At 34.1% G+C, this 23,584-nt stretch carries 25 protein-coding genes; all 25 read right to left on the minus strand.

Annotation, left to right across the window (positions count from 1 at the left end; genetic code table 11):
- Nucleotides 1-45: 45 nt before the first annotated feature.
- On the minus strand, nt 46-2,106 hold the full coding sequence (locus tag TX86_RS11390) for a chemotaxis protein CheA (protein ID WP_042348896.1): 2,061 nt from the start codon (nt 2,104-2,106) through the stop codon (nt 46-48).
- Nucleotides 2,107-2,126: 20 nt separating this feature from the next.
- A complete protein-coding gene (locus tag TX86_RS11395; protein ID WP_042348897.1) occupies nt 2,127-3,215 on the minus strand; it encodes a protein-glutamate methylesterase/protein-glutamine glutaminase in 1,089 nt (362 codons plus the stop codon).
- A gap of 9 nt (nt 3,216-3,224) precedes the next feature.
- Entirely contained in the window at nt 3,225-4,091 is an 867-nt protein-coding gene (locus TX86_RS11400; protein WP_042348898.1) for a MinD/ParA family protein, read from the minus strand.
- Complete coding sequence (gene flhF / locus TX86_RS11405; protein WP_042348899.1) at nt 4,075-5,253, minus strand: flagellar biosynthesis GTPase FlhF; 1,179 nt, start codon at nt 5,251-5,253, stop codon at nt 4,075-4,077. Before flhF ends, TX86_RS11400 begins: the two co-directional genes overlap by 17 nt.
- Nucleotides 5,253-7,289 (minus strand): flagellar biosynthesis protein FlhA, encoded by a 2,037-nt coding sequence (flhA, locus tag TX86_RS11410; protein WP_042348900.1) that lies wholly within the window; start codon nt 7,287-7,289, stop codon nt 5,253-5,255. The genes flhF and flhA overlap by 1 nt, the downstream gene beginning before the upstream one ends.
- A 115-nt stretch (nt 7,290-7,404) precedes the next feature.
- Nucleotides 7,405-8,487, minus strand: coding sequence for a flagellar biosynthesis protein FlhB (flhB, locus tag TX86_RS26730; RefSeq protein WP_042348901.1), 1,083 nt, complete (start codon nt 8,485-8,487; stop codon nt 7,405-7,407).
- Nucleotides 8,488-9,264: a flagellar biosynthetic protein FliR gene (gene fliR / locus TX86_RS26735; protein WP_042348902.1), complete on the minus strand. Its 777-nt coding sequence runs from the start codon at nt 9,262-9,264 to the stop codon at nt 8,488-8,490.
- Nucleotides 9,265-9,268: 4 nt separating this feature from the next.
- Entirely contained in the window at nt 9,269-9,538 is a 270-nt protein-coding gene (gene fliQ, locus TX86_RS11425) for a flagellar biosynthesis protein FliQ (protein WP_042350424.1), read from the minus strand.
- Nucleotides 9,539-9,549: 11 nt separating this feature from the next.
- On the minus strand, nt 9,550-10,215 hold the full coding sequence (gene fliP / locus TX86_RS11430; RefSeq protein ID WP_042348903.1) for a flagellar type III secretion system pore protein FliP: 666 nt from the start codon (nt 10,213-10,215) through the stop codon (nt 9,550-9,552).
- Entirely contained in the window at nt 10,208-10,870 is a 663-nt protein-coding gene (locus TX86_RS11435) for a flagellar biosynthetic protein FliO (protein WP_052343645.1), read from the minus strand. Before TX86_RS11435 ends, fliP begins: the two co-directional genes overlap by 8 nt.
- Nucleotides 10,871-11,022: 152 nt before the next feature.
- Entirely contained in the window at nt 11,023-11,385 is a 363-nt protein-coding gene (gene cheY, locus TX86_RS11440; protein WP_042348904.1) for a chemotaxis protein CheY, read from the minus strand.
- A 19-nt stretch (nt 11,386-11,404) separates the two neighbouring features.
- On the minus strand, nt 11,405-12,610 hold the full coding sequence (gene fliY, locus TX86_RS11445; RefSeq protein ID WP_042348906.1) for a flagellar motor switch phosphatase FliY: 1,206 nt from the start codon (nt 12,608-12,610) through the stop codon (nt 11,405-11,407).
- Nucleotides 12,600-13,598, minus strand: a complete 999-nt coding sequence (gene fliM / locus TX86_RS11450) for a flagellar motor switch protein FliM (protein WP_042348907.1) — start codon at nt 13,596-13,598, stop codon at nt 12,600-12,602. The genes fliY and fliM overlap by 11 nt, the downstream gene beginning before the upstream one ends.
- A 50-nt stretch (nt 13,599-13,648) precedes the next feature.
- Complete coding sequence (fliL, locus tag TX86_RS11455; RefSeq protein WP_042348908.1) at nt 13,649-14,080, minus strand: flagellar basal body-associated protein FliL; 432 nt, start codon at nt 14,078-14,080, stop codon at nt 13,649-13,651.
- Entirely contained in the window at nt 14,067-14,291 is a 225-nt protein-coding gene (locus TX86_RS11460; RefSeq protein WP_042348910.1) for a flagellar FlbD family protein, read from the minus strand. The genes fliL and TX86_RS11460 overlap by 14 nt, the downstream gene beginning before the upstream one ends.
- 49 nt (nt 14,292-14,340) lie before the next feature.
- Nucleotides 14,341-15,270 (minus strand): flagellar basal body rod protein FlgG, encoded by a 930-nt coding sequence (flgG, locus tag TX86_RS11465; RefSeq protein WP_042348914.1) that lies wholly within the window; start codon nt 15,268-15,270, stop codon nt 14,341-14,343.
- A 70-nt stretch (nt 15,271-15,340) separates the two neighbouring features.
- Entirely contained in the window at nt 15,341-15,733 is a 393-nt protein-coding gene (locus TX86_RS11470; RefSeq protein WP_042348915.1) for a TIGR02530 family flagellar biosynthesis protein, read from the minus strand.
- 13 nt (nt 15,734-15,746) lie between these two features.
- Nucleotides 15,747-16,412, minus strand: coding sequence for a flagellar hook assembly protein FlgD (gene flgD / locus TX86_RS11475; RefSeq protein WP_042348917.1), 666 nt, complete (start codon nt 16,410-16,412; stop codon nt 15,747-15,749).
- An 8-nt stretch (nt 16,413-16,420) separates the two neighbouring features.
- Entirely contained in the window at nt 16,421-17,737 is a 1,317-nt protein-coding gene (locus TX86_RS11480; protein ID WP_230203659.1) for a flagellar hook-length control protein FliK, read from the minus strand.
- A 38-nt stretch (nt 17,738-17,775) separates the two neighbouring features.
- On the minus strand, nt 17,776-18,411 hold the full coding sequence (locus TX86_RS11485) for a MotE family protein (RefSeq protein ID WP_042348919.1): 636 nt from the start codon (nt 18,409-18,411) through the stop codon (nt 17,776-17,778).
- Between the two features lie 8 nt (nt 18,412-18,419).
- A complete protein-coding gene (fliJ, locus tag TX86_RS11490; protein ID WP_042350428.1) occupies nt 18,420-18,863 on the minus strand; it encodes a flagellar export protein FliJ in 444 nt (147 codons plus the stop codon).
- Between the two features lie 6 nt (nt 18,864-18,869).
- Nucleotides 18,870-20,186, minus strand: a complete 1,317-nt coding sequence (gene fliI, locus TX86_RS11495) for a flagellar protein export ATPase FliI (protein WP_042348920.1) — start codon at nt 20,184-20,186, stop codon at nt 18,870-18,872.
- A 4-nt stretch (nt 20,187-20,190) separates the two neighbouring features.
- Nucleotides 20,191-20,964, minus strand: a complete 774-nt coding sequence (gene fliH / locus TX86_RS11500) for a flagellar assembly protein FliH (protein WP_042348921.1) — start codon at nt 20,962-20,964, stop codon at nt 20,191-20,193.
- Nucleotides 20,957-21,976, minus strand: a complete 1,020-nt coding sequence (fliG, locus tag TX86_RS11505) for a flagellar motor switch protein FliG (protein WP_042348923.1) — start codon at nt 21,974-21,976, stop codon at nt 20,957-20,959. The genes fliH and fliG overlap by 8 nt, the downstream gene beginning before the upstream one ends.
- Nucleotides 21,977-21,988: 12 nt before the next feature.
- The gene (gene fliF, locus TX86_RS11510) at nt 21,989-23,584 is read right to left on the minus strand and encodes a flagellar basal-body MS-ring/collar protein FliF (RefSeq protein WP_042348924.1); all 1,596 of its coding nucleotides are present in this window, start codon (nt 23,582-23,584) and stop codon (nt 21,989-21,991) included.

Consider the following 23,584-nt stretch of genomic DNA (forward strand, 5'->3'; position numbering starts at 1 on the left):
TAATCTCCCCTTATACAAAACGTATATTCATTTCACACCTACGTTTTATTTAATAAGTGCATTACAATCAATAATTAAAGCTACTTGACCATCTCCCAAAATTGTTGCTCCAGAGATTGCAAAAACAGATGTTAAATAATTACCTAAAGACTTAAGAACAATTTCTTGCTGTCCAATAAATGAGTCTACTACTAAACCAGCCATTTTATCTCCTTTTCGAACAATAACAACCGACATATACTCATCTACTTCTTCATAAACAGGTACATCAAATATTTCACTTAAGTCTAATAAAGGTACGACTTTACCACGGAAATCTATTACTCTTTGATTATGCGCATTCATAATCTCATCTTTTTTAACAATTGCTGTTTCAATAATAGATGAAAGTGGAATTGCGAACTTCTCTTTTTGAATTTCAACGAGCATAACAGCAATAATAGAAAGTGTTAACGGCAATTGAATCGAAAAGACACTTCCTTCTCCTTCTTTTGAATCAATTGAAACTGAACCACCTAATGATTCAATTGTGTTTTTCACTACATCCAGTCCAACACCACGTCCTGATACATCTGAAATTTGTTCAGCTGTCGAGAATCCTGAAGCAAAAATCAATTCATATACTTGTCGGTCAGATAAGGTCGCTCCAACTTGCTCGCTTATTACCCCTTTAGAAATTGCTTTTTTCAATACACGTTCTCTACTTATTCCAGCTCCATCATCTTCAATTTCTATGAAGACATGATTACCACTATGATATGCTTTTAGTACAACCGTACCTTCTTCTTCTTTACCATTTGCAATTCGAACTTCTGGCGTTTCAATTCCATGATCTAGAGCATTTCGTAATAAGTGAACAAGCGGATCACCAATTTCATCAATTACCGTTCGGTCAAGTTCTGTTTCCGCCCCGATAATTTCTAGGTGTATCTTTTTATTCAAATCTCGAGCTAATTGTCTAACCATTCTTGGGAATCGGTTAAATACTGTTTCAACAGGTACCATTCGCATATTTAAGATAATTGCTTGTAAGTCACCTGAAATACGTGTCATTCGTTCTACTGTTTCATGTAAATCTTGATTATTTAATTCTCGCGAAATTTGCTCTAATCTTCCTCTATCAATTACTAACTCTTCAAAAAGGTTCATTAATATATCTAAACGTTCTATATTTACACGAATCGTTTTATTAACATTTGCTGCTTTAGTATGGGCTTGCTTCTTTTCATTCGAATTCTCAGATGCTGATTTTACAGGTCCTTCAGCAACAATTTCAGCTGCTTTTACAACTTGAGGTTCTTCAATACTTACCTGACTCTCTTTATTTTTAATCGCATCCAAGTTTAGTGGTTGAACTTCAACTTTATCAACTTCAGAAACCTTCATTATTCTAGCTTGAAGCTCATCTGCACTTTCTTTCGTAATAAAAGTGACTGTGAATTCTAAATCGAATTGTTCTTCTTCTAACTGCTCAGATGATGGAGTTGACTTTATTACTTCCCCTAATTTCTCCAGTACCTCAAAAACCATAAACACTCGAGCTACCTTCAATAAACAGTCTTCTCGTAAATAAACTGTAATTTCATAACTTGAAAAGCCTTGTTCCTTAGATTGTTCAAGGACTGTATATTCAAATTCATCATAGGTGCTTTTTAATGTATGATTTATTTTCTCAGTTGTAGTTGCAGAAACTTCTTGTTTAGCAGTTACACTCGTACTCGGAGATTCTCCTTTTTCTATCGCTAAAAGCTGATTAACAGTTTCTGTAACATCCCTCTTGCCATCGCCACCAGATGCTATACTTAATACCATTTCCTCAAGGTGATCTACTGCAGCAAAAACAACATCCAATATTTCAGCAGTTACAGTAATTTTATTATTACGCATAGCGTCTAAAACATTTTCCATTTTATGTGTAAGATTAGCTAAATCTTCATATCCCATTGTTGCTGACATACCCTTTAGCGTGTGAGCAGATCGGAAAATTTCATTAATAATTGATAAGTTTTCAGGGTTTTTTTCTAACTCTAATAACTGTTCATTACAGGTTTGTAGGTGTTCTTTGCTTTCATCAATAAACACCTCTAAATATTGATTCATATCCATATAGCAGCACCCCTCAAAGTTTAGCAATATTTACTTATTGCTTGAGCAATATTTTCGACGTTCTCTATAACATCCACTAGATTAGTAGCAATCGCTGCTTTTGGCATTCCAAATACTATAGAGCTTTCTTCAGATTCTGCAATGCATTTTGTCTGTTGATTTCTATTAAGAGCTACTAATCCTTTTGAACCATCATTCCCCATACCAGTCATAATAACTGCGATTATAGAGTATTCCGTTATTTCACTTAAAGATTCAAATAATACATCAACGGATGGGCGATGACCGTTTCTTGTTTGAGTTTGGTCCAGCTTTGCAAAGAGTTCTGTTCCTCGCTTATTAACTTTCAAATGATAACCACCAGGTGCAATATAAGCTGTTCCTTTTTCCAGAGTCTCTCCATCTTCCGCTTCTTTTACGGAAATTTCCGAAAGATTATTCAATCGATTAGCCAATGATTTTGTAAATCCTGCTGGCATATGTTGTACGACTACAATAGGTGCATTTATGTCTCTCGGAAGATTTGTAAGAACATATTGCAATGCTCGTGGACCTCCAGTAGAAGTCCCTATCGCTATAATCTTTTTTGTGTCTTTCCAGGATAACCCTATTGTCGAATGATTTTGAACTTGATTCACCTTGTTTACCATTTGATTATGTAATTTCGGCTGTTTCTCTACGACTGTACTTTTCTGTAATAAAGCTACATTAGTTGTACCAGCAGCTGTTATTTTAGCTATTAATTCATCTTTAATTTTATGCAAATCTAGCGATATTGAGCCGGATGGTTTAGCAATAAAATCAAAAGCTCCATATTGCATAGCTAAACAAGTTTTATCAGCACCTAAATCCGTAGAACTTGAGAGAAAAATTACGGGAACAGGACATTCATTCATAATTACTTTCAAAGCTTCTATGCCATTCATTATTGGCATTTCAATGTCCATTGTTACGACATCAGGACGCCACTTTTTTATTTTTCCAATGGCATCCTTGCCATTACGAGCAGTACCAATTACTTCAATACGATCAGCTTCTGATAAAAAATCCGTTATGAGTTTTCTCATAAATGCTGAATCTTCGACAATGAGAACTTTTATTTTCTCCATAGGACATACCTACCTTCCAATGAAAAAATTTTGCAACTTATCTAGAAAGGATTTTTTTGTCACTGGTTTTTCTTCATTAAAAGAATTTGATAAATAACTTGTAGTTAATTGATCTAATGCAGCACTAATATCAGCTTTCGGATTTAATATTGTAAAGGGTGTTTGTGCCGTAACAGCTTTCAATACCACCCTGCTATCTGGTAGAGAACCTAGAGATATTATTTCTTTTTCCAAAAATCGATTAACTGTATTTTGTAGCCTAATAATGGTATCTCTCCCTTGATTATTTCGCTGAACTCTATTACAAACAATATAAACTGGAAGTTGTTCATTCAGAAAGTGTAGATATTTAATCATAGAATAAGCATCCATAATAGAGGTAGGCTCTGGTGTAGTAATTGTCACAATTTCATCTACACATTTCAAAAAATCTGATGACTCTTTTGATATACCAGCTCCGAGATCAAAAATTATATAATCATATTCATTCTGAATTTTTGAAAACTCATTAACAAATCTCTCAAAATCAGTTTCACTCATAGTAAAAAATGTAGATAATCCTGTTCCCCCACAAATAATCGACATGTTATCTGAGACTTTTGTAATAACCTCTTGAATTGACACTTCCTTTTGAAAAAAATCTACGATTGTTCTTTGTGTAATATTTCCTAGTAAAATATTAATATTCCCCATACCTATATCCATATCAAATAGTAACACTCGCTTACCTTTTTTTGATAATAAAATGGAGAAATTTAACGAAAAATTCGATTTTCCTACGCCACCTTTACCACTTACAACCGCTAACGTTTTAGCATGCTTCTGTGCACTACTTTGCAATACTCGAATACGTAGATTCTCAGCTTGATCTTTCATTTACTCTTACTCCAAGGATAGTTTCCACAATAATGCTAGATTGAGCTTTTTCAATATCATCTGGTACATTTTGACCATTCGTTAAATATGCAGCATTAATTTTATACTTTGTCATCATGTTATACATCGCACCATATGAAGCAGTTTCATCAACCTTCGTAAAAATAAAGTGAGATATATTAATTAATGAAAACTGTTCTAAAATTACCTCCATGTCACTTTGCTTACTAGCTAAAGATAAGACAAGAAACGTTTCCATCTCATCATCAAATGAAATGATATCTTTTAAATCTGTGACATAATCAGGATTGCGAAAATTTCTACCTGCTGTATCAATAAAAACAAGGTCATAATGTGAAAAACGTTCTGTGGCTTTTTTAAAGTCTTCCAAATTATATGCAATTTCAATTGGAACATTTAATATTTTTGCATAAGTCTTTAACTGGTCAATTGCTGCAATTCGGTATGTATCAGTTGTAATAAAAGCAACCTTTTTTTTATGCTTTAACACACTTTCGGCTGCTAGTTTAGCAAGTGTAGTTGTTTTTCCTACTCCTGTAGGTCCCACAACATTTATATATTTTTTTTGAAACAAAATATCGGACTGTATGGGTAGCTTAGATAATAAATAATTTTTCGTGAGTGCGATACATTCTTCATAAGAAATTTCATTATCTATAGCAGACTCCTCTAACAAAATAACAATATCTGTAACAGCATCATGGTCTAAGTCCTGAGATTTTAAACGATCAATCATTTTCTTGATATTACCACTTAGTAAAGCACTATTGTTGATTACATTTATGTTTTTTACAATTTTCTTTAAATCTGTAATTTCCTTCAATACTGTCTCTTGAGTGGGATGATGCAATATTTCTTTATTCCCAAAATCATTAATCTTTATAGGTGAGATTTCTTTGAACGGTGTGACATTTGAAATATGACTTTTTTTCTGCTTTTCTTTTAAAGAAGGCAATTGCTCAATATTTGATTGTGGATCGATTGCAGCAACTACTTCAATACTTCTTTTCTTAAAGAAACCTAGAAATCCCCCCGAATACAATACTCTCGAATTTAAAATGACAGCATCTTTGCCAAGTTCTAATCTAATCTGCTCCATAGCTTGATTCATCGATGGAGCATGATATTTTTTTATTTTCATTAGCTTACATTCACCACACCTACACTCTGTATTTCTACTTCAGCTTCTAATTCATTGTAAGAGATAATCGGAACATTCGGGAAATACCTTTCCGTTAATTGCCTAATATACATTCTTACTGCAGGAGAACAAATTACGATAGGTACTTGATCCATTAATGTTAAGTCCTCCAGTCTTGAAGCTAATGATGTTAATATTTCTTGCGTATCATTTGGATCCATTGATAGAAAATTACCATGTTCTGTTTGTTGTACAGAATCAGCTACCATCTTTTCTACCTTTCCTGATATCGTAATAACTTTTAATGAATTTTCATCATTTAAATATTGGTGAGTAATTTGACGAGCTAAATTCTGCCTTACATATTCAGTCAATAAATCCGTGTCATTCGTCATTTTCCCATAATCCGCTAATGTTTCAAAAATAATTGGCAAGTTGCGAATTGAAATCTTTTCTTTTAACAATTTTGAAAGGACCTTTTGTACTTCCCCGACTGATAAAGGATTTGGTGTTACTTCTTCTACTAAAATTGGTGAAGACTCATTTAAATGGTCGACTAATTGTTTTGTTTCCTGTCTACCAATTAACATATGAGCATTACTCTTAATTACTTCTGTAATGTGAGTAGAAACAACACTCGGCGGATCAACAACGGTGTATCCTAACATTTCCGCTTGTTCCTTCATATCTTCACTAATCCATTTAGCTGGTAATCCAAACGACGGTTCAATGGTATCTATACCTTCAATTATATCATCATCCGTACCTGGACTCATTGCTAAATAATGGTCTAGTAGGAGCTCACCTCGAGCCATTTCACTTCCTTTTATTTTCAATCGGTATTCATTTGGATTCAATTGAATATTATCTCTTATTCTTACGACAGGTATAACTAGGCCCATTTCTATTGCTAGCTGACGTCTTATCATAACAACTCGATCTAATAAATCCCCACCTTGATTCGTATCAGCTAGAGGAATCAATCCATAACCAAATTCAAATTCAATTGGGTCAACACTTAGCAAATTAACAACACTTTCAGGACTTTTCATCTCATCTGTATGCAATTCTTCCTCTATTTCCTCTAATTCTTCCTGATCTTGAACAGGTTTACGATTAACTAAATATCCTCCAACAATTAAAAGTAATGCAATAGGGATTGTGTACATACTACTAATCGGGGTCAATAATCCTAATAATAGGATGGTTCCCCCGGTAATATACATCATCTTAGGATAAGCAGATAATTGTGAAGTAATATCTTCTCCTAAATTACCATTAGAAGCGGCTCTTGTAACAATAATACCTGTAGCAGTAGAAATTAATAATGCCGGCACTTGCGTTACAATTCCGTCACCTACTGTTAAAAGTGCAAAATGCGTAGCTGATTCCCCAAAGCTTAAATCCAATTGTGTTACTCCAATAATCATACCGACTGTTAAATTAACAATTACGATAATGATTCCCGCAATGGCATCCCCTTTAACAAATTTACTAGCACCATCCATTGAACCATAAAAATCTGCTTCACTACTAATTTTTTCACGACGTTCACGAGCTTCTTTATCTGATATTAAACCCGCATTTAAATCTGCATCTATACTCATTTGCTTACCCGGCATCGCATCTAATGTAAAACGCGCTGCAACTTCCGAAACACGCTCAGAACCTTTTGTAATAACGATGAATTGAATGATAATTAAAATTAAGAAAACTACCATACCAACAAGGACATTACCACCAATAACAAATGAACCAAATGTTTTTACAACTTCACCTGCATCTCCAGTCGATAAAATGGCACGAGTGGTAGAGACATTCAAGCCTAGACGAAACAAAGTCATTAATAATAGTAAAGAAGGAAAAATCGAAAACTCTAAAGGCTCTTTCATATTCATAGTAGTTAGCAGAACAATAAGAGCAAGAGAAATATTACAAAGTATAAGGAAACTTAAAAGCCATGTAGGTAAAGGAATAACGAGCATGGCTATGATTAAAATGACAGAAATTAAAACTGATAAATCTCTTGCTTTCATCTTTTTCTCTCCTAACAAACATTTATAAGATTAAACGTCCATATTAAATGGAAAATCGGAACATTCAACTTTAAGATTCTATAATATGGTCACTTTCATAAACTTCGCATAAATATTAAATTTTACCTTTCGTCTTATAAACGAAAGCAAGAAGTTCAGCCATAGCTTTAAAAAATTCTTCAGGTATGACTTGACCAATGTCCGTTTGATCATAAAGTGCTCGTGCTAAAGGACGATTCTCTACAGTAATGACATCATTTTCTTTAGCAATTAACTTTATTTTCTGTGCGATAAAGTCCACACCTTTTGCAACTACATAAGGAGCATCCATTTTTTCTTCATCATACTTAATCGCTACCGCAAAGTGTGTTGGATTAGTAATTACAACATCCGCATGAGGAACTTCTTGCATCATTCTTTGCATAGCCATTTCACGTTGTCGTTGCTTAATTCTAGATTTTATTAATGGATCACCTTCTATATTTTTATGTTCATCTTTAATATCTTGTTTTGACATCCGAATATTTTTCTCAAAATCATATTTTTGATAAAAATAATCAAAAAGTGCTAAAACTAACAAAACTACTGATGCATAAAGACCTACTTTTACTGTTATATCCGCAATTGTCGCTAGTGCTGCTCCTATAGATTTTTGAGAAAGAATTAGTATTTCATCCATCCTTCCCCAAATCACCCAAAACACTACTAAACCTACTAATGAGATTTTTAAAATCGATTTTAGTAATTCAACAATTGCTCTTAATGCAAATATTCTTTTAAAGCCTTGAATTGGATCTAACTTACTTAATTTAAACTGAATTGCTTCAGGTGAAAACATAAAACCAACTTGAATATAATTCGCTATAACTCCACCTAGTAGCACTGCTCCCATTATGGGAGCCATAAAATAAGCGGCTTTTTCCACCATTTGCAAGAATATAATGTGCAAATTCGCTTCTGTTAATGGCATTAACATAAATTCTTCAAAAGAGACTCTAAATATCTCTGTTACAATATCTTTTAAATAACCACCTAAGAAGGATAATAATGAAAACCCAACTAGCAATACAATCGCTGTATTAACATCCTGACTTTTAGCGACTTGTCCTTTTTTCCTAGAATCTTGTCGTTTCTTAGGCGTAGCTTTTTCAGTCTTCTCACCAGAAAAAAACTGTAAGTCAAGTGAAAGCCGTTCCATCTATGTACCTCCAATCAATTCCATTAACCCTCTCATCGTCACAAGTGTATATTCAAACAGATGTCCTACAACCGTCATCATTACACCAATTACAATTAGCAAAACAAGAAAACTTACAGCTATTTTAATAGGTATACCAACAACAAATATATTTAATTGAGGCACTGTTCGAGCAACAATACCAAGTGCTACATCGACGATAAACAAGCTACCTACAACTGGAATAGCCATTTGAAAAGCAATGATAAACGATTGGTTAAAGCTTCTAACTACAAAATCTAGTAAATCTTGACTTCCAAAATGTATAAAGACTTGATTAATCGGAATAAAATCATAACTGTAAAATATTCCATCTAATAAAAGATGGTGACCATTAGTAGCTAATAAAAATAAAAGTGATACTGTATATAAATATTGACCCATCAACGGATTTTGTACACCCGTTTGAGGATCTATGACATTTGCTATCGCGAATCCCATTTGAAAATCGATAAAGCCACCAGCTATTTGAATAGCTGTTAAAATCATATACGCCACAAAACCAATCATTACTCCAACCAAAGCTTCTTTCAAAACAAGCAATATATATGTTTCATCAAAAGCAATATTTGGAATATCGATTGTATAATACATAATCCAAGCTAGAAAAAAACTTAATCCAATACGATGAGTAGCTGGAATAGTTCTATATGAGAATATAGGCATCGTTACAAAAAACGACGTTATTCGCACAAAAACTAATAAAAATCCAGATAATGAAGGAATAATCGCCTCCATTGTATTACCCTATAAACCTATTTAAATTTGAAAAAATCTCACTTGCATAAGAAATCATATGCGTTAACATCCACGGACCAAAGATAATTAATCCTAATAATACAGCAACTATTTTCGGAACGAACGCTAATGTTTGTTCTTGAATCTGTGTAGTCGCCTGAAAAATACTAACTATTAAACCAATTACAAGAGCAAGTATAAGAAGTGGTCCACTAATGATTAATACTGTGTATATACCTCTTTCTGCTACATTAATTACAAATTCTGGACTCATTTTTTCACCAACTAAAAACTTTGTAATAAAGATTTCACTACTAAATACCAACCATCAACTAAAACAAATAACAATATTTTAAAAGGCAATGAAATCATCACCGGAGGTAACATCATCATACCCATCGACATCAAAACACTGGCGACAATCATGTCTATTACTAGAAACGGAATAAATATCATAAATCCAATTTGAAATGCTGTTTTTATTTCACTAATAGCAAAAGCAGGAACCATCGCCGTTAATGGAATATCTTTTATACTTTCTGGCCTTTCTATTTTTGCATATGAAAGAAATAATTCTAAATCCTTCTGTCTTGTATTAGCACTCATAAACTCTTTAAAAGGAACCGATGCCTTCTCATAGGCTTGTTCTAAATTAATCTCTTCCTTAAATAAAGGAGTTAATGCTTGTTTATTTACCTCATGAAAAGTAGGTGCCATGATAAAAAATGTCATAAATAAAGCGATACCTACTAACACCTGTGTAGGTGGCATTTGCTGAGTTGCTAGTGAAGTTCTAACAAAACCAAGTACGATAATAATTCTAGTAAAACAAGTCATGAGAATTAATATACTAGGAGCTAACGATAAAACAGTAAGAACTAGCATCATTTTAATAGAAACAGATACATTAGAAGGATCACTGTTATTAAAGAATTCCATAAACTCATTCATTATCAGTGTTCACCTTCTTTTCTATTACTTCACGTAATTGCTTACGATTATTTTTCATTTCATTTAATTGTTCCTTTAATTGTTCAGTGAACGGATCATTTTTAACCGGTTCATTTTTAATTTTTTTATACCATTTTGTTATGATATCTGAAGGAACTAATTTCTGATCTACCTTTTGATTATAAGTAGCTAAAATCTGTTCGATTTCATCTTCATTTTTGATTTCTGTGAGGAGTTGTACATCTTCTCCGACCCCAACAACATAGACTTTTTCACCAATTTTAACAATTTGAATTGATTTATTACTCCCTAAACTTGTACCACCTAAATTTGTAATTAAATTTCCTTTTTGATAACCTTTAGTTTTATTATTCATAAAGCGAAGCATAAAATAAAGAAGAGCAACTACAAAGATAGTTGCAGCAATCATGCGGAAAAAATCTGAAAATGTGAAGTTTGTTGAAGAAGTCTTAGTGTTATAAACATTCTCTGAAGGAGTTTTATCTTCAGTTTTTTTCTCTTTTGATTGTTCTGGATCAGCATAAGCTTCTTTAACAGATTTATCTATTTGCTCAGCATTAGCAACACCTAAATATGAAAATGATAGAAAGATTACTATACAAAACGCTTTAATCATTTTTGTTATGAAAGTCAAAATTACTTACTCCCTCTTACTGTTGAATATAAAGAAATACCCTTCAAAGTCATCGAATATTTAAAATAACAAACAACCATTTCATTGAAATATGTCCCCTATTATCTGTTCTACTAAATAAATAGAATCTCAAATAGGGGGCAAATGAAAATTTAGCTTAATGTTTTATTGATTGCTTCAATAACACGATCAGCTTGGAATGGCTTTACAATAAAGTCACGTGCGCCAGCTTGAATTGCATCGATTACCATTGCTTGCTGTCCCATCGCTGAACACATGATAACTCTAGCTGATGGATTAATTTGTTTAATTTGCTTTAACGCAGTAATGCCATCCATTTCAGGCATTGTAATATCCATTGTTACTAAATCAGGTTGTGTTTCTTTATATTTCTCAACTGCTTGCGCACCATCCGCAGCTTCAGCTACTACTTCAAAACCATTCTTCGTAAGGATGTCTTTAATCATCATTCTCATAAATGCTGCATCATCTACGATTAAAATTCTTTGTCCCATCTACAGTTACCCCCATGCATTATCGTAATTTTTTAATTCGATCTGATTGACTTATAATATCTGTTACACGAACTCCAAAGTTTTCATCAATAACCACAACTTCTCCCGTTGCAATCAATCGATTATTCACAAGAATATCAACTGGTTCCCCAGCTAATTTATCTAATTCTACAATGGACCCACTGGAAAGTTCTAGTATTTCTTTTACTGTTTTCTTTGTTCTACCTAATTCAACAGTAACTTGTAACGGTATATCTAAAAGCATATCAAGGTTTTTCGCCTCAGAAGCTTGCAATTGATATGGTTGAAAACTTGAAAAACTTGCTGGTTGAACATTTACCGGTTGTGACGGCTGCGCATATTGAGAGCCGTAATGCTGAGGTCCACTTTGCTGTGGTGCACCCTGTTGCGGCATTACTGGTGGCGGTGCCATATACTGTTCCTGACTAATTGGTTGTTCAACATACGTATTCATCATTTGCGAAGTTGGCTCTGAATAAGATGCACTCGGTTCACTTTGTTGAATTTCTTCTACATCAGATGTTGTTTGCATTAATTCACTTACTAGATCCTTCGCAAATTTAACAGGTAATAATTGCATAATATTAGAATCTATTAAATCTCCTATTCTTAACCTAAAAGAAACTTTTACCAATAGATTGTCAGGTGGAATGGCATCCTCTCCTTGACCAGTAAGAATATTTAATAAATCAATACTAGGTGGTGAAATGTCAACCTTTTTATTAAATATAGTAGACATAGAAGTAGCAGCCGAACCCATCATTTGATTCATCGCTTCTTGTACCGCACTTAATTGTATTTCATCTAATAAATCTGATGGACTTTTTCCATCTCCACCAAGCATTAAATCTGCAATAATGGCAGCATCACTTTGTTTAATAACCAATAAATTCAAACCATCAAAACCAGCTGTATAGTTGACTTGAATAGCAACGTATGGTTGTGGAAACTCTTCTTTCAAATATTTCCGTTCTATTAATGTAACAGTTGGAGTAGTAATATCCACCTTTTGTCTTAATAATGTAGACAGTGCAGTAGCTGAACTCCCGAAAGATATATTTCCAATTTCACCTAGTGCATCTTGTTCAACAGGACTTAAATATTCACTAATAGGAGGAGTTTCTACCCCAAGGTCATCATCATCGTTTAAGCCATTTAACAAAGCGTTAATTTCATCTTGAGATAACATATCTTCACTTATCATCTTCGTCGTCTCCCCCCCTAAAGGTATCTAAAATTTGGATGGCCATTTTTTTACCAACCAGTCCAGGTTGACCAATAAATTTAGGCGTATCTCCTACTTTTATTAAATATGGGCTTTCCAAATGTGCATTCAAATCTATAATATCTCCCAAATCCAGCAACAAAAAATCTCTTATTGAAATTTCTGTTGTTCCAATTTCGGCCACAACAGGTAGTTCAGCCCCTTTAATACGTTTCTCTAAAATTTCAATTTCACCAGGTTGTCTTTCTTTTTTAATTGATTGCATCCAATAATGTACAGATAAATTAGGAATAATTGGCTCTAAAACAACGTGTGGAATACATATATTAATCATTCCTGTCACTTCACCAATCTGTGTATTTAAAGAAATAACAATAACCGTTTCGTTTGGTGACACCATTTGTAAAAACTGCGGATTTACTTCAAATTCAGATAGTATAGGATCTATATCTACTATATTCGCCCAAGCTTCTTGTAAGTTTTCTGCTCCACGTTCAAACAAATTAGACATTATTTTTGTTTCAATTTCTGTTAAACTATCAACTTTATTAACACTAGCACCTCTTCCACCCAATACGCGATCCATCATAGCGTAAGCAATATGTGGATTAATTTCCATCACGATTCTTCCATCTAAAGGAGGCACTTCAAATACATTCAATATCGTCATTTTAGGTACAGACCGAATAAATTCCTCATACGGTATTTGATCCACCGAAGCAACCGTTATTTGCACATATGTTCTTAATTGTGCAGAAAAAAATGTAGTTAATAATCTAGCAAAATTCTCATGTATACGAGTTAAACTACGAATTTGATCTTTTGAAAAACGTAAAGCTCTCTTAAAATCATATACTTTTACTTTTTTCTCAGTTTCTTCTTTTTTTAATTCATCTGCATCCATTTCACCAGTAGAGATAGCAGAAAGCAATGCATCAATTTCTTTCTGTGATAACACCTCAGCCAAAGATCCTCACCCCCAATATCGCAAAAAATTAAAGCCCGAGCAGCAATACTTTATTGGATAATCGAGGAGGTAATATATACCTTTTCTACACTTCCTGTTTGCATTATGCTGTTTATTCTCGTTTTTAATTTTTCTTGCAAATTCTCTTGTCCTTTTTTACCTTTAAAGTCACTAGCTTTCAATTCAGATAACTCTGCTATTATAATATTCTGCACCTGGAAATTACGTTTCTCTAATTCTATTTTCGCATCCTTGTCATTCGCTTGAATCATAAATTTTATTTTAATAAATCCATTATCCGCCAAGTTCGTTGTTATCTCCGGTACTTCCATCGAAACCTTTACGAGTTCATCTGCCGAAGGCTCCTTACCTTCAGCCCCACTTTCATCTGATTTGATAATGATTACAAGCGCAATCACACCAACTAGCGTAATCGCAATTAATACTCCAAGCATAATCATTAAAAGCTTATTCTTCTTCATCGTACCCCCCCATTGTTTCCTGACGACCAAACATTGAAATAGATTTATAATAGCTATGTATAGATTCCAATATATCTTCTTCTGTTTCCTTCACTACTAGTTTCTTACCATTAGTTAGTGTAATTGTTGTATCAGGATTACTTTCAACCATTTCTATGTATAAAGCGTTAATATTATAGCTTTTTCCATTCAGTCTTGTTACTTTTATCATGTAATGTGAAGCTGAGAACGTGAATCCTCAGCTTCACCCCTCCCTTACATTATCGTTTCAGGTTAACAAGTTCTTGTAAAATTTCATCTGATGTCGTGATAATACGTGTGTTCGCTTGGAAACCACGTTGTGCTACGATCATTTCAGTGAATTCTTCTGAAAGGTCGACGTTGGACATTTCTAAAGTGCTTGTTGCCACAGCACCAATACCGGACGTTACGGCATAGTTAAATAACGGAAGACCTGAATTTGCAGTCGGTGAAAACAAGTTATTCCCTGATTTTTGTAAACCTTCAGCGTTAGAAAATTTAGCAAAGATTATTTTACCAGCTGTCATCAACTGTCCTTCTTCTCCACCATTAGGATCATCAGGACCAGCAATATAATTTACAGTACCATCTGGACCAATTGTCATTTCTTTTGCATTAACTGGAATTGTGATTTTTCTAGGATCAGTTATTGGTTCACCCGCTTCACCAGGTTGTTCCTCAACACCATCTTTAAAATCAGCTTCTGGAGCTGGCTCACCACCTGCCCCTACAACAAAGTAACCATCACCATTTACCAAGTTACCTTGTTGGTCTAAATAAAAATTACCCGCACGAGTATAACTATAATCAACCAATTCACCATCTTGATTATATTGACCAACTACAAAGTACCCATCACCTGAGATAGCTAAATCTAACGGTCTTCCAGTTGATTGAAGATTACCTCCAGTGTGAATAGTGTCGATGGCTGCTAATTGAGCCCCTAAACCAACTTGTCTAGCATTTGTTCCTCCGCGAGTAGGAGCATCAGGGTCAACACCTGTTGGACCACTTGCCCCTGTCATATTTTGACTCATCATATCCTTGAATACAACACGACTTTTCTTAAAACCAAACGTATTAACGTTTGCAATATTATTTCCTATTACATCTAGCTTTGTTTGAAAGTTCTTCAAACCACTAATTCCTGAGTACATCGAACGTAGCATGTTACTTCTCCTTTCATACTGATCGCTTCAGTCATTCCGCGATCATAGGCCTCCTAATATGGTCCAGCCTTTAATCTAATAGAATTGTTCCATTAATATTGGTGAAAATTTGCGCATTCGCTTCTTCTCTCCCCATGGCGGTTACAATTACATTGTTTTTTGCACTAACTATTAATGCAGCATTATTTAACAAAACAAGGGAATCTTTCACACCCATGTTCTTTGCTTCTTGCACTTTCTGTTCAATGAGTGCCCATGTTTTAGGATGAATTTCAATATTTCTTTGTTGCATCCTCATTTGCGCATGTTTACTAATGGTTAAAGAAGAAGTTGATTGTTGAATACTTTGTTGTAATTCAGTAGCAAATTTCTCTTTATTTGCTTTTTTATTCTGTTGTGCTTGATACGTTTTTAAGTTTGAGATAAGAGGAGTAGCTTGAAACTGATGAAATTTTGCTTTCATCCCACATCACTCCTTAATCAGCTGCAATCTTTGTAATTTGATTAGCTGTCAGTTGTGTTCCGTCAGTTAATTCATACATTACTTTTCCATCTTTATAAGAAACTGACTTAACGGTACCCGCTTGCTCATGCTCATCCTTTTGCCAACTCACTATTTTTCCAATTAGCTCGCTTGCTTGCATCAAGTTATTACTGGCTCCGCCCGAGCTTACGGAACCTGGGCTTAGTATTTCTGAAATATTTGCCGGTTCTAGCTTTGTACCATCTTCGAGTTCAAATACAACAGAACCATCTTTATATTGAACTTTTGATATCTTACCAGTTCCCTCTTGAATAGAAGGAGTACCGTCAGGGTATTCTTCCGTTTTTTCACCATAGGAAATTTTATGCCATTTTACTTCTTTTCCAACAAACTCATTATAGGCAATTAGTTGACTCTGCATTTGAGCATCTGCTAATTTTTCAAAGCTACTCGCCATATTTGTAATTTGTTCTAGAGTAGAAAATTGGGCCATCTGAGCAATAAAATCTTTATCTTCCATCGGACTCATTGGATCCTGATTTTGAAGTTGTACCATTAATATTTTCAAAAACTCATCTTTACCTAATGCACTACCATTATTTTTACGTTGTTGATTTTGATAGTTTGATAGCATATAGGATGGATCAATACCCGCCATATTTTCACCTACATTTCTGCTTCTAATAAAGCTTCTTGAAATTGGTTTAGAAAATCATCTTTCAATTCCTCTTCTTCCGCTAATTGATGTTGCTCATTCCGCTGCTGTTGTTGATTTTGTTCTCGCTGTAAGTTTCTTTCTTGAGAAAAATTAGTAAAATTCTGAGAAACTTCGATTTTATCAACCGAAATATTTTGATTTACAAACGACTGTTTCAAACCTTGTAATTGTGAGTCTAGTAATTCTTTTGCTCCCTTTGTAGAGGCAATTATTTTCGCCATCATCATTCCATCTTTTTGAATAAGTTCAATGCGTAGTGACCCTAAACTTTCTGGATTTAGCTTAATAAATAATTTTTGAATCCCATTACTATTCGTAAATTTTGCCTTACTTAAAAGGTTTTCAAATGCCTTAATAAATTCTTCTTGATTAACAGGCGCTTTATTAGTTGGAACAGATAAAACATATTGTTCTACTTTTGACATAGTAATAAAGGGATTATGTGTCGTTGTATTTTCACTTTCATTAGTGGCTACAACATTTTGTTTTAAACTTCCTCCATTTAACAAACGACCATTCATATTTTGTAATTGTAACTGTGCTTCTTGGATAGACTGACGATTAAGCAAGGTTGAAAAACTACTTTTATTTTTCATTTCTGTATTGAAAAGTAAATCAATCTTGGATACCAGTTTGTCAAGAGATTGCTTTAAAGCATCTATTTGTTCCACTTGCCTATCGGTTAAATCTAAATTATTTTTTAGCAATGTGTAAATTTTACTGAATTTCAGAATACTTTCCGCGCTTGGTATTTGCTCTTTCAATGAAGTAAAATTATTTAGTTCTTGCACTAGCTTTTCTACCACATCTTGCAACTGTTGAGTAACAACTGCACTTTGCTCATTCTCTTCTTGATTAGCTAATAAAGCTTTTATCTCTTCATTCGAACCAGTTACCAACTCTTTCGAAATATTTTCTCCATTCAAAGCTAATAAGGAAGCGATAAGATCTTCTAATACACTTTCTCCTAAAATATCCTGTAAAAATGGATTTTGTAGAAGTTCTTCACCATTAACTAATACATCATTAGCCAGTTCTTCACCATTTTCAATTTTAGAGAGATCGTCTAGCTTCAAGAAATCTAGTAAAGAAGAGAGTTTTTCTATTTGCTCAGCCGATAAACTGCTCGTGTCTTTTGATGATGATGTAGTAGTTGCTAGCGTTTGAGATAAAACGTCACCAAATTTGCCTGTTGACTTAATATTCCCTTCCTTCAAAGGCGTAGCTTTATTTAAAGCTGTACTTTGACTTGTTGCCAACATCATTACATCCAATGCATTTCACCTCCTTTCGAATCAACTATTTATTGTGCTTGATTATTCTTTTCACTTTCGATTGTTAATTGCTTTGTAAATTTAGCTGCATCTGCAGGAGTCATTTGCTCTAATACTTTCGCCAAAGTTTCAGCTTTCATATTGGAAAGTATTTTTATTGCTTCCTCCATTGATAATGCAGTAATAATTGGAGCTGCTTTCTTGGCTGACATTGTTTCATAGGTGCGAATAATATCTTTAAACGCCCGGTTATCGTTGCTTTCAGTTGCTTTCTTCGTTTGCAATTCTTTTATTTGTTGCTCAAGTTTTTGTTTTTCTATATCTGCTTTTTGCATTTGAGAGTCTTTACTATCAATTATGCTTTCTAATTTTGCAATTTGTGCATCACGATCTTTTATATCTCCTTGAAGGCTAACAATTCGTTCTTGTACATCTTTGTCTGATGATGTTTTGTCATCATTAACTAAACTAGAAACCAAAGGAATATTACTTCCAACATCTTTAGACCATTTAAATACATTTACACCAGCTACAGATAACACAATCAATAATATAAAAATTGCAAAAAAGACAGGAATAACGATAGCGAATAAAAACCATTGAAATTTATTGTATGGTTTTTCTGCTTTTTTAGATTCATTCGTTTCTACTTTTTTTTTCGCCATGCAATCACCTAATTTTCTTTGCTCAAAAACGTTTGAATAGAAACATCATCCATTTGATTGTTTTCTTGGATTCTATTAATCTCTAAAAACTTCTCATAATCTTTTTCTTTTATTTTTTCGTATTTCTTCACTTCGATGTTTTTTTCTATTAAAACCTCTTGCTGAGCATTCATTCGTTTACGAGCTACTATTACTTCTTGCTGATATTGGTTAATGATTTTTTCTAAATTATCCATAAATACTTGATTATGACGCATTTCTAAAATAGACAAGCCTTCTTGTAATTTACTTTGTTGGAAATCTTGCATCTCTTCTTTTTTCTTCAAAACTTTATATAACTTCTCCGCAACCTCTTCGAACTTCTTCTTTGCATCACTATATTTTGAAAAAGCATCATCTTTTTCTTTTTCACGTATGGTCAAAATTTTGTCGAATTTATATTGATAATTCATGATCAATTAAACACTTCCAATCAAACTAATTAGACGATTTACACTATCTTGCTTACTAACTGGTTCATCGACAGCTTGTTTTAGAAACGAGATAATTTCTGGATATTTGCGTATTGCTTCATCAATTTCTTTTGATGAACCTCTTTTGTACGCACCAATATTGATTAAATCTTCATTTTCTATATATTTAGCGAGCATTTCTCTAAATTTTTCAGCACATTTCACATGCTCTTCGTCAACAATTTGATTCATTAGCCTTGAAATACTTTTTAAAACATTAACTGCTGGGTATTGCCCTTTATTCGCTAATGATCGATCTAATACAAAATGACCATCTAATATTCCTCGAACTGTATCAGCTATAGGCTCATTCATGTCATCACCATCTACTAAAACCGTGTAAAAGGCCGTAATTGTCCCTAATTGATTAGTACCCGTTCTTTCGAGCAATTTTGGCAGCGTAGCAAAAACAGAAGGTGTATATCCTTTCGTCGTTGGTGGTTCTCCAACAGCCAAACCAATTTCCCTTTGCGCCATTGCTACACGAGTAACAGAATCCATCATCAACATTACATTTAAACCTTTATCACGAAAATACTCTGCTATAGCTGTTGCAGTATAAGCTCCTTTAATCCTCATCAAAGCAGGAGAATCTGATGTAGCAACTACAACAATTGATCGTGATAATCCTTCAGGTCCTAAATCACGTTCTATAAACTCACGAACTTCACGTCCACGCTCACCAATTAATCCGATTACATTTATATCAGCCGTCGTATTACGAGCAATCATACCAAGAAGTGTACTTTTTCCTACACCACTACCAGCAAATATTCCAACACGTTGACCTTTACCTACAGTAAGTAAACTATCTATTAATCGTACTCCAACTTCAATACTTTCATTGATAGGTGGTCTTTCCATAGGATTAGGAGGAACTCGTTCTGTACCAACAGTTGCTAAGCCTTTAGGTAATCCTGATCCGTCTAACGGCAATCCTAAAGGATCTATGACACTACCTATCATAGCTGAACCGATTTTAAACTCTAATGGCCTCATCGTAGCTTCAACGAGACATCCGGGAGCAATTTCATTCAATTCTGTATAAGGCATTAATATAATATTCTCTTCTTTAAATCCAACAACCTCAGCTCGGATTATTTTTTTTTTACTCTTTACCCCAACATGAATATGACAAACATCGCCAATTGAACTTTCAGGCCCTTGTGATTCAATCATTAAACCAACTACTCTTTTAACTCGACCATATTTCTTATATGTATCTAACTCAGAAATGAAAGGTAATAATTCTTTTGCCTTCAAAATATTATTCCCCTTCCATAATTTCTATTAGCTTTTGTTTTAACTCATTAAGCTGGCTGTCGATACTCGCATCAATACGTCCGTTTGCTGATTCGATAATACAGCTTGTTTCTTTAATCTCATCATCAGGAAAAATATAAAAATCTGTTTCTTTAGGAAAAATTCCTAGTAATTCTTCTTTTTGTAGTAACAGATACTCATATTTGTTTGGATGTACAATTAATCTAACTTCACGATATTCCCTTGCTTCTTTGATCACTTTTTTGACGATGGAAAGAAATGCATCTTCACTAGTAACGATTTCTGTATTTATGATTTTCTCTGCAATATGAACAGCCAATTCTAAAATTGTTTCCTCAGATGATTGAAGGTAATTTTGATAATCCTGCTTAGAAAGCTCAACAATACCTTTTGCATGTTCTATTTCTCCATGCATCTCTTCGTAGCCTTGCTGCTTTCCCATAGTATAACCATCATCGTAACCAACTTTTCTCGCATCTTCTTCTAAAAGACGACGTTCAACTTCATGCCAATGTTGTTTTTCCGCTTCAATTTCAGCTTTAATAGTATCTGCTTGCTCACTAGCTACTTGAATTATCTTTTCTGCTTCACCATTAGCTTTTTGTAATATTTCATCAATCGCAATTTGATTAACTACTAGCTTTTCCTCTTCTTGTTCATTTGAAGTGAGTTCAAAATTATGCAAAGTTTTAATTTCTATTACTTTTCCTTCAGTCGACTCATTTTTTGTCCAAGGAGATTTAATAATTCTAGACAATAATATCATCTCCTCCGCCACGAGCCACTACGATTTCACCAGACTCTTCCAATCTTCTGATGACTGCAACTATGCGGGATTGAGCTTCCTCTACATCTCTAAGACGCACTGGCCCCATATATTCCATCTCTTCTTCGAATGTTTCAACCATCCGTTTGGACATGTTTTTAAATAGGACACTCTTCACTTCTTCGCTCGCAACTTTCAATGCCAACTTAAGATCTTCATTTTCAGAGTCACGGATAACACGTTGAATTGCTCTGCCATCCAACGTAACAATATCTTCGAAGACAAACATTCTTTTCTTAATTTCTTCTGCCAACTCTGGATCTTGAATTTCTAAAGCATCTAGAATCGTTCTCTCTGTCGTACGATCGACACCATTCAACACATCAACGACTGCTTCTACGCCACCTGTTTGCGTGTAATCTTGTGTAACTGTTGCCGATAGTTTTCTTTCAAGAATTTGTTCAACTTCATTAATAATTTCTGGAGATGTACTATCCATTATCGCTATACGTCGAGCTATATCCGCTTGTACTTCATGCGGCAGTTCCGATAATATTTGTCCCGCCTGTGACGGATCTAAATAAGATAGTATTAAAGCAATCGTTTGCGGGTGCTCATTTTGAATAAAATTCAAAATTTGTGCTGGCTCTGCCTTTCGCGCAAAATCAAATGGTCTAACTTGTAATGATGATGTTAATCTATTGATTATGGCAGCCGCTTGCTCAGATCCAAGTGCTTTCTCTAATACTTGTTTTGCGTAACCAATTCCACCTTGAGTAATATAATCTTGAGCTAAAGCAATATTATGAAATTCGTCTAATACATTTTCCTTTTCACTAGAATCAACTTTTCTAACGCTGGAAATTTCTAAAGTTAATCTTTCAATTTCTTCTTCTGAAAGATGTTTATAAACGGAAGCTGACACATCAGGACCTAAGGAAATAAGTAGAATGGCAGCTTTTTGTTTACCCGTTAATCCCCCTTTTTTATCTTTCTTTGACAACTGCATTTCCCCCTAGTCTTGTGTTAACCAAGTTCGCAGTAATTTCGCAAACTCTTCCGGTTTCTCTTTCGCCAATTTCTCAAGCTGCTTTCTTTTTTGAGCTCCTTCTGTCAAGACTTCTTCATTGACATCTGGTATCTCATCTTCTACTTCTTCGAATAGAAGTTGTTCTTCTTCCTCTTCTTGTTTACGTTTACGAGCACGAAGATATAGTATAATGGCAGCTATTAAAGCCACAATTAGAACTCCGCCAACAATGTATACCCAAATTGGTATAACACCCTTCTCATCCGTATCAAATTTTACTTTTCCGTTAAACTCCTGAACAGAAACAGCAATTTTGTTATTTAAATCATCATCTGTTAAACCTTCTGGATTTGCCCCTTTATCCACAGTTGTTCTAATAATTGTGCTTAGTATTTTTGTAATATCATCCACACGCTCTTGAGGTAGTGAATTGGGGTCATCCGCAGTTGGTGGTTCTACCATTACCTGAATACCTAAATCTCTTACTTTATAAGGGCTTTCAACAATTTCTTTGCGAACTCGATTTACCTCATAATTGATGGTTTCATCCGTTTTCTCATAGTCTCCATTACCATTAGCACCTTCTTGATATCCCGGTGCTAATGTATCAGCAGGTTCTCCGGCTTGCGGAACTCCACCAGCTGCACCATTACCAGTAAAAGTTTCATTCAGTCGTTGAGCGCTTATCGCAATTCCTTCCATATTATCAGGATCAACCGGCTCTACTAAATTTTGCTCTGACTTTACTTGGTTAAAATCTATATCTGCTGTCACAGAAACAACTACTTTATCTCTACCCATAATCGTACCAAGCATATTTTGAACTTGGCGTTGAATGTCGCGTTCAATTTCTTTCTTAATTCCTAATTGATTAGAAATCTGACCAGCATTTGTCGAATTATTATTTTCTTCTAAATCAAAGTATTCAAATGCCTGATTCATAATAACAATATTTTCTGTAGGCAGATTAGGAACACTCTTAGAAACTAAGTGATATAATGCTTTTATTTGGTCATCTTGAAACTTATATCCTGGTTTTGTATCTAATACAATCGATGCAGACGCTTGCTCATCAGTATCACTTACAAAAACACCTTTTTCAGGAAGTGATATCATTACTTTAGCCTTATTAACACCATCAATTCCTTTTAAAAGATTTGCCAGTTCGGTTTGCGTTGCTTCTAATTGCAAAACACCAAATTCATTGTCAGTCATACCTAGCCCAGCATTTTGACCGAAGAAACTATAATCAATGCTTCCTGATTCAGGGATTCCTTCCGCTGCTAAATCTACTTTTAATGTATCTACTTGTTCTTGAGGAACTAAAATTGTTTTGCCAGCATCACCAATTTCATATGGTACACCTCTAGAATCGAGGTTTTCTTTAATTTTCCCTGTTTCAGCAGGAGATAAGTCCGAATATAATGGCACCATTGTCGGTCTACTTAAATACCAAGATGTGCCCGCTACAAATGCAATTACCGCTAAAATTGTCCCTATAAATATAATTTTTTGCTTTCTTGTTCGTCCTCCCCAGATAGCGACAATTTTATTTTTATAGTTCATTAATTTTTCATTCAT

Source organism: Bacillus massiliigorillae, assembly GCF_000380245.2.
Lineage (GTDB): Bacteria > Bacillota > Bacilli > Bacillales > DSM-1321 > Bacillus_AD > Bacillus_AD massiliigorillae.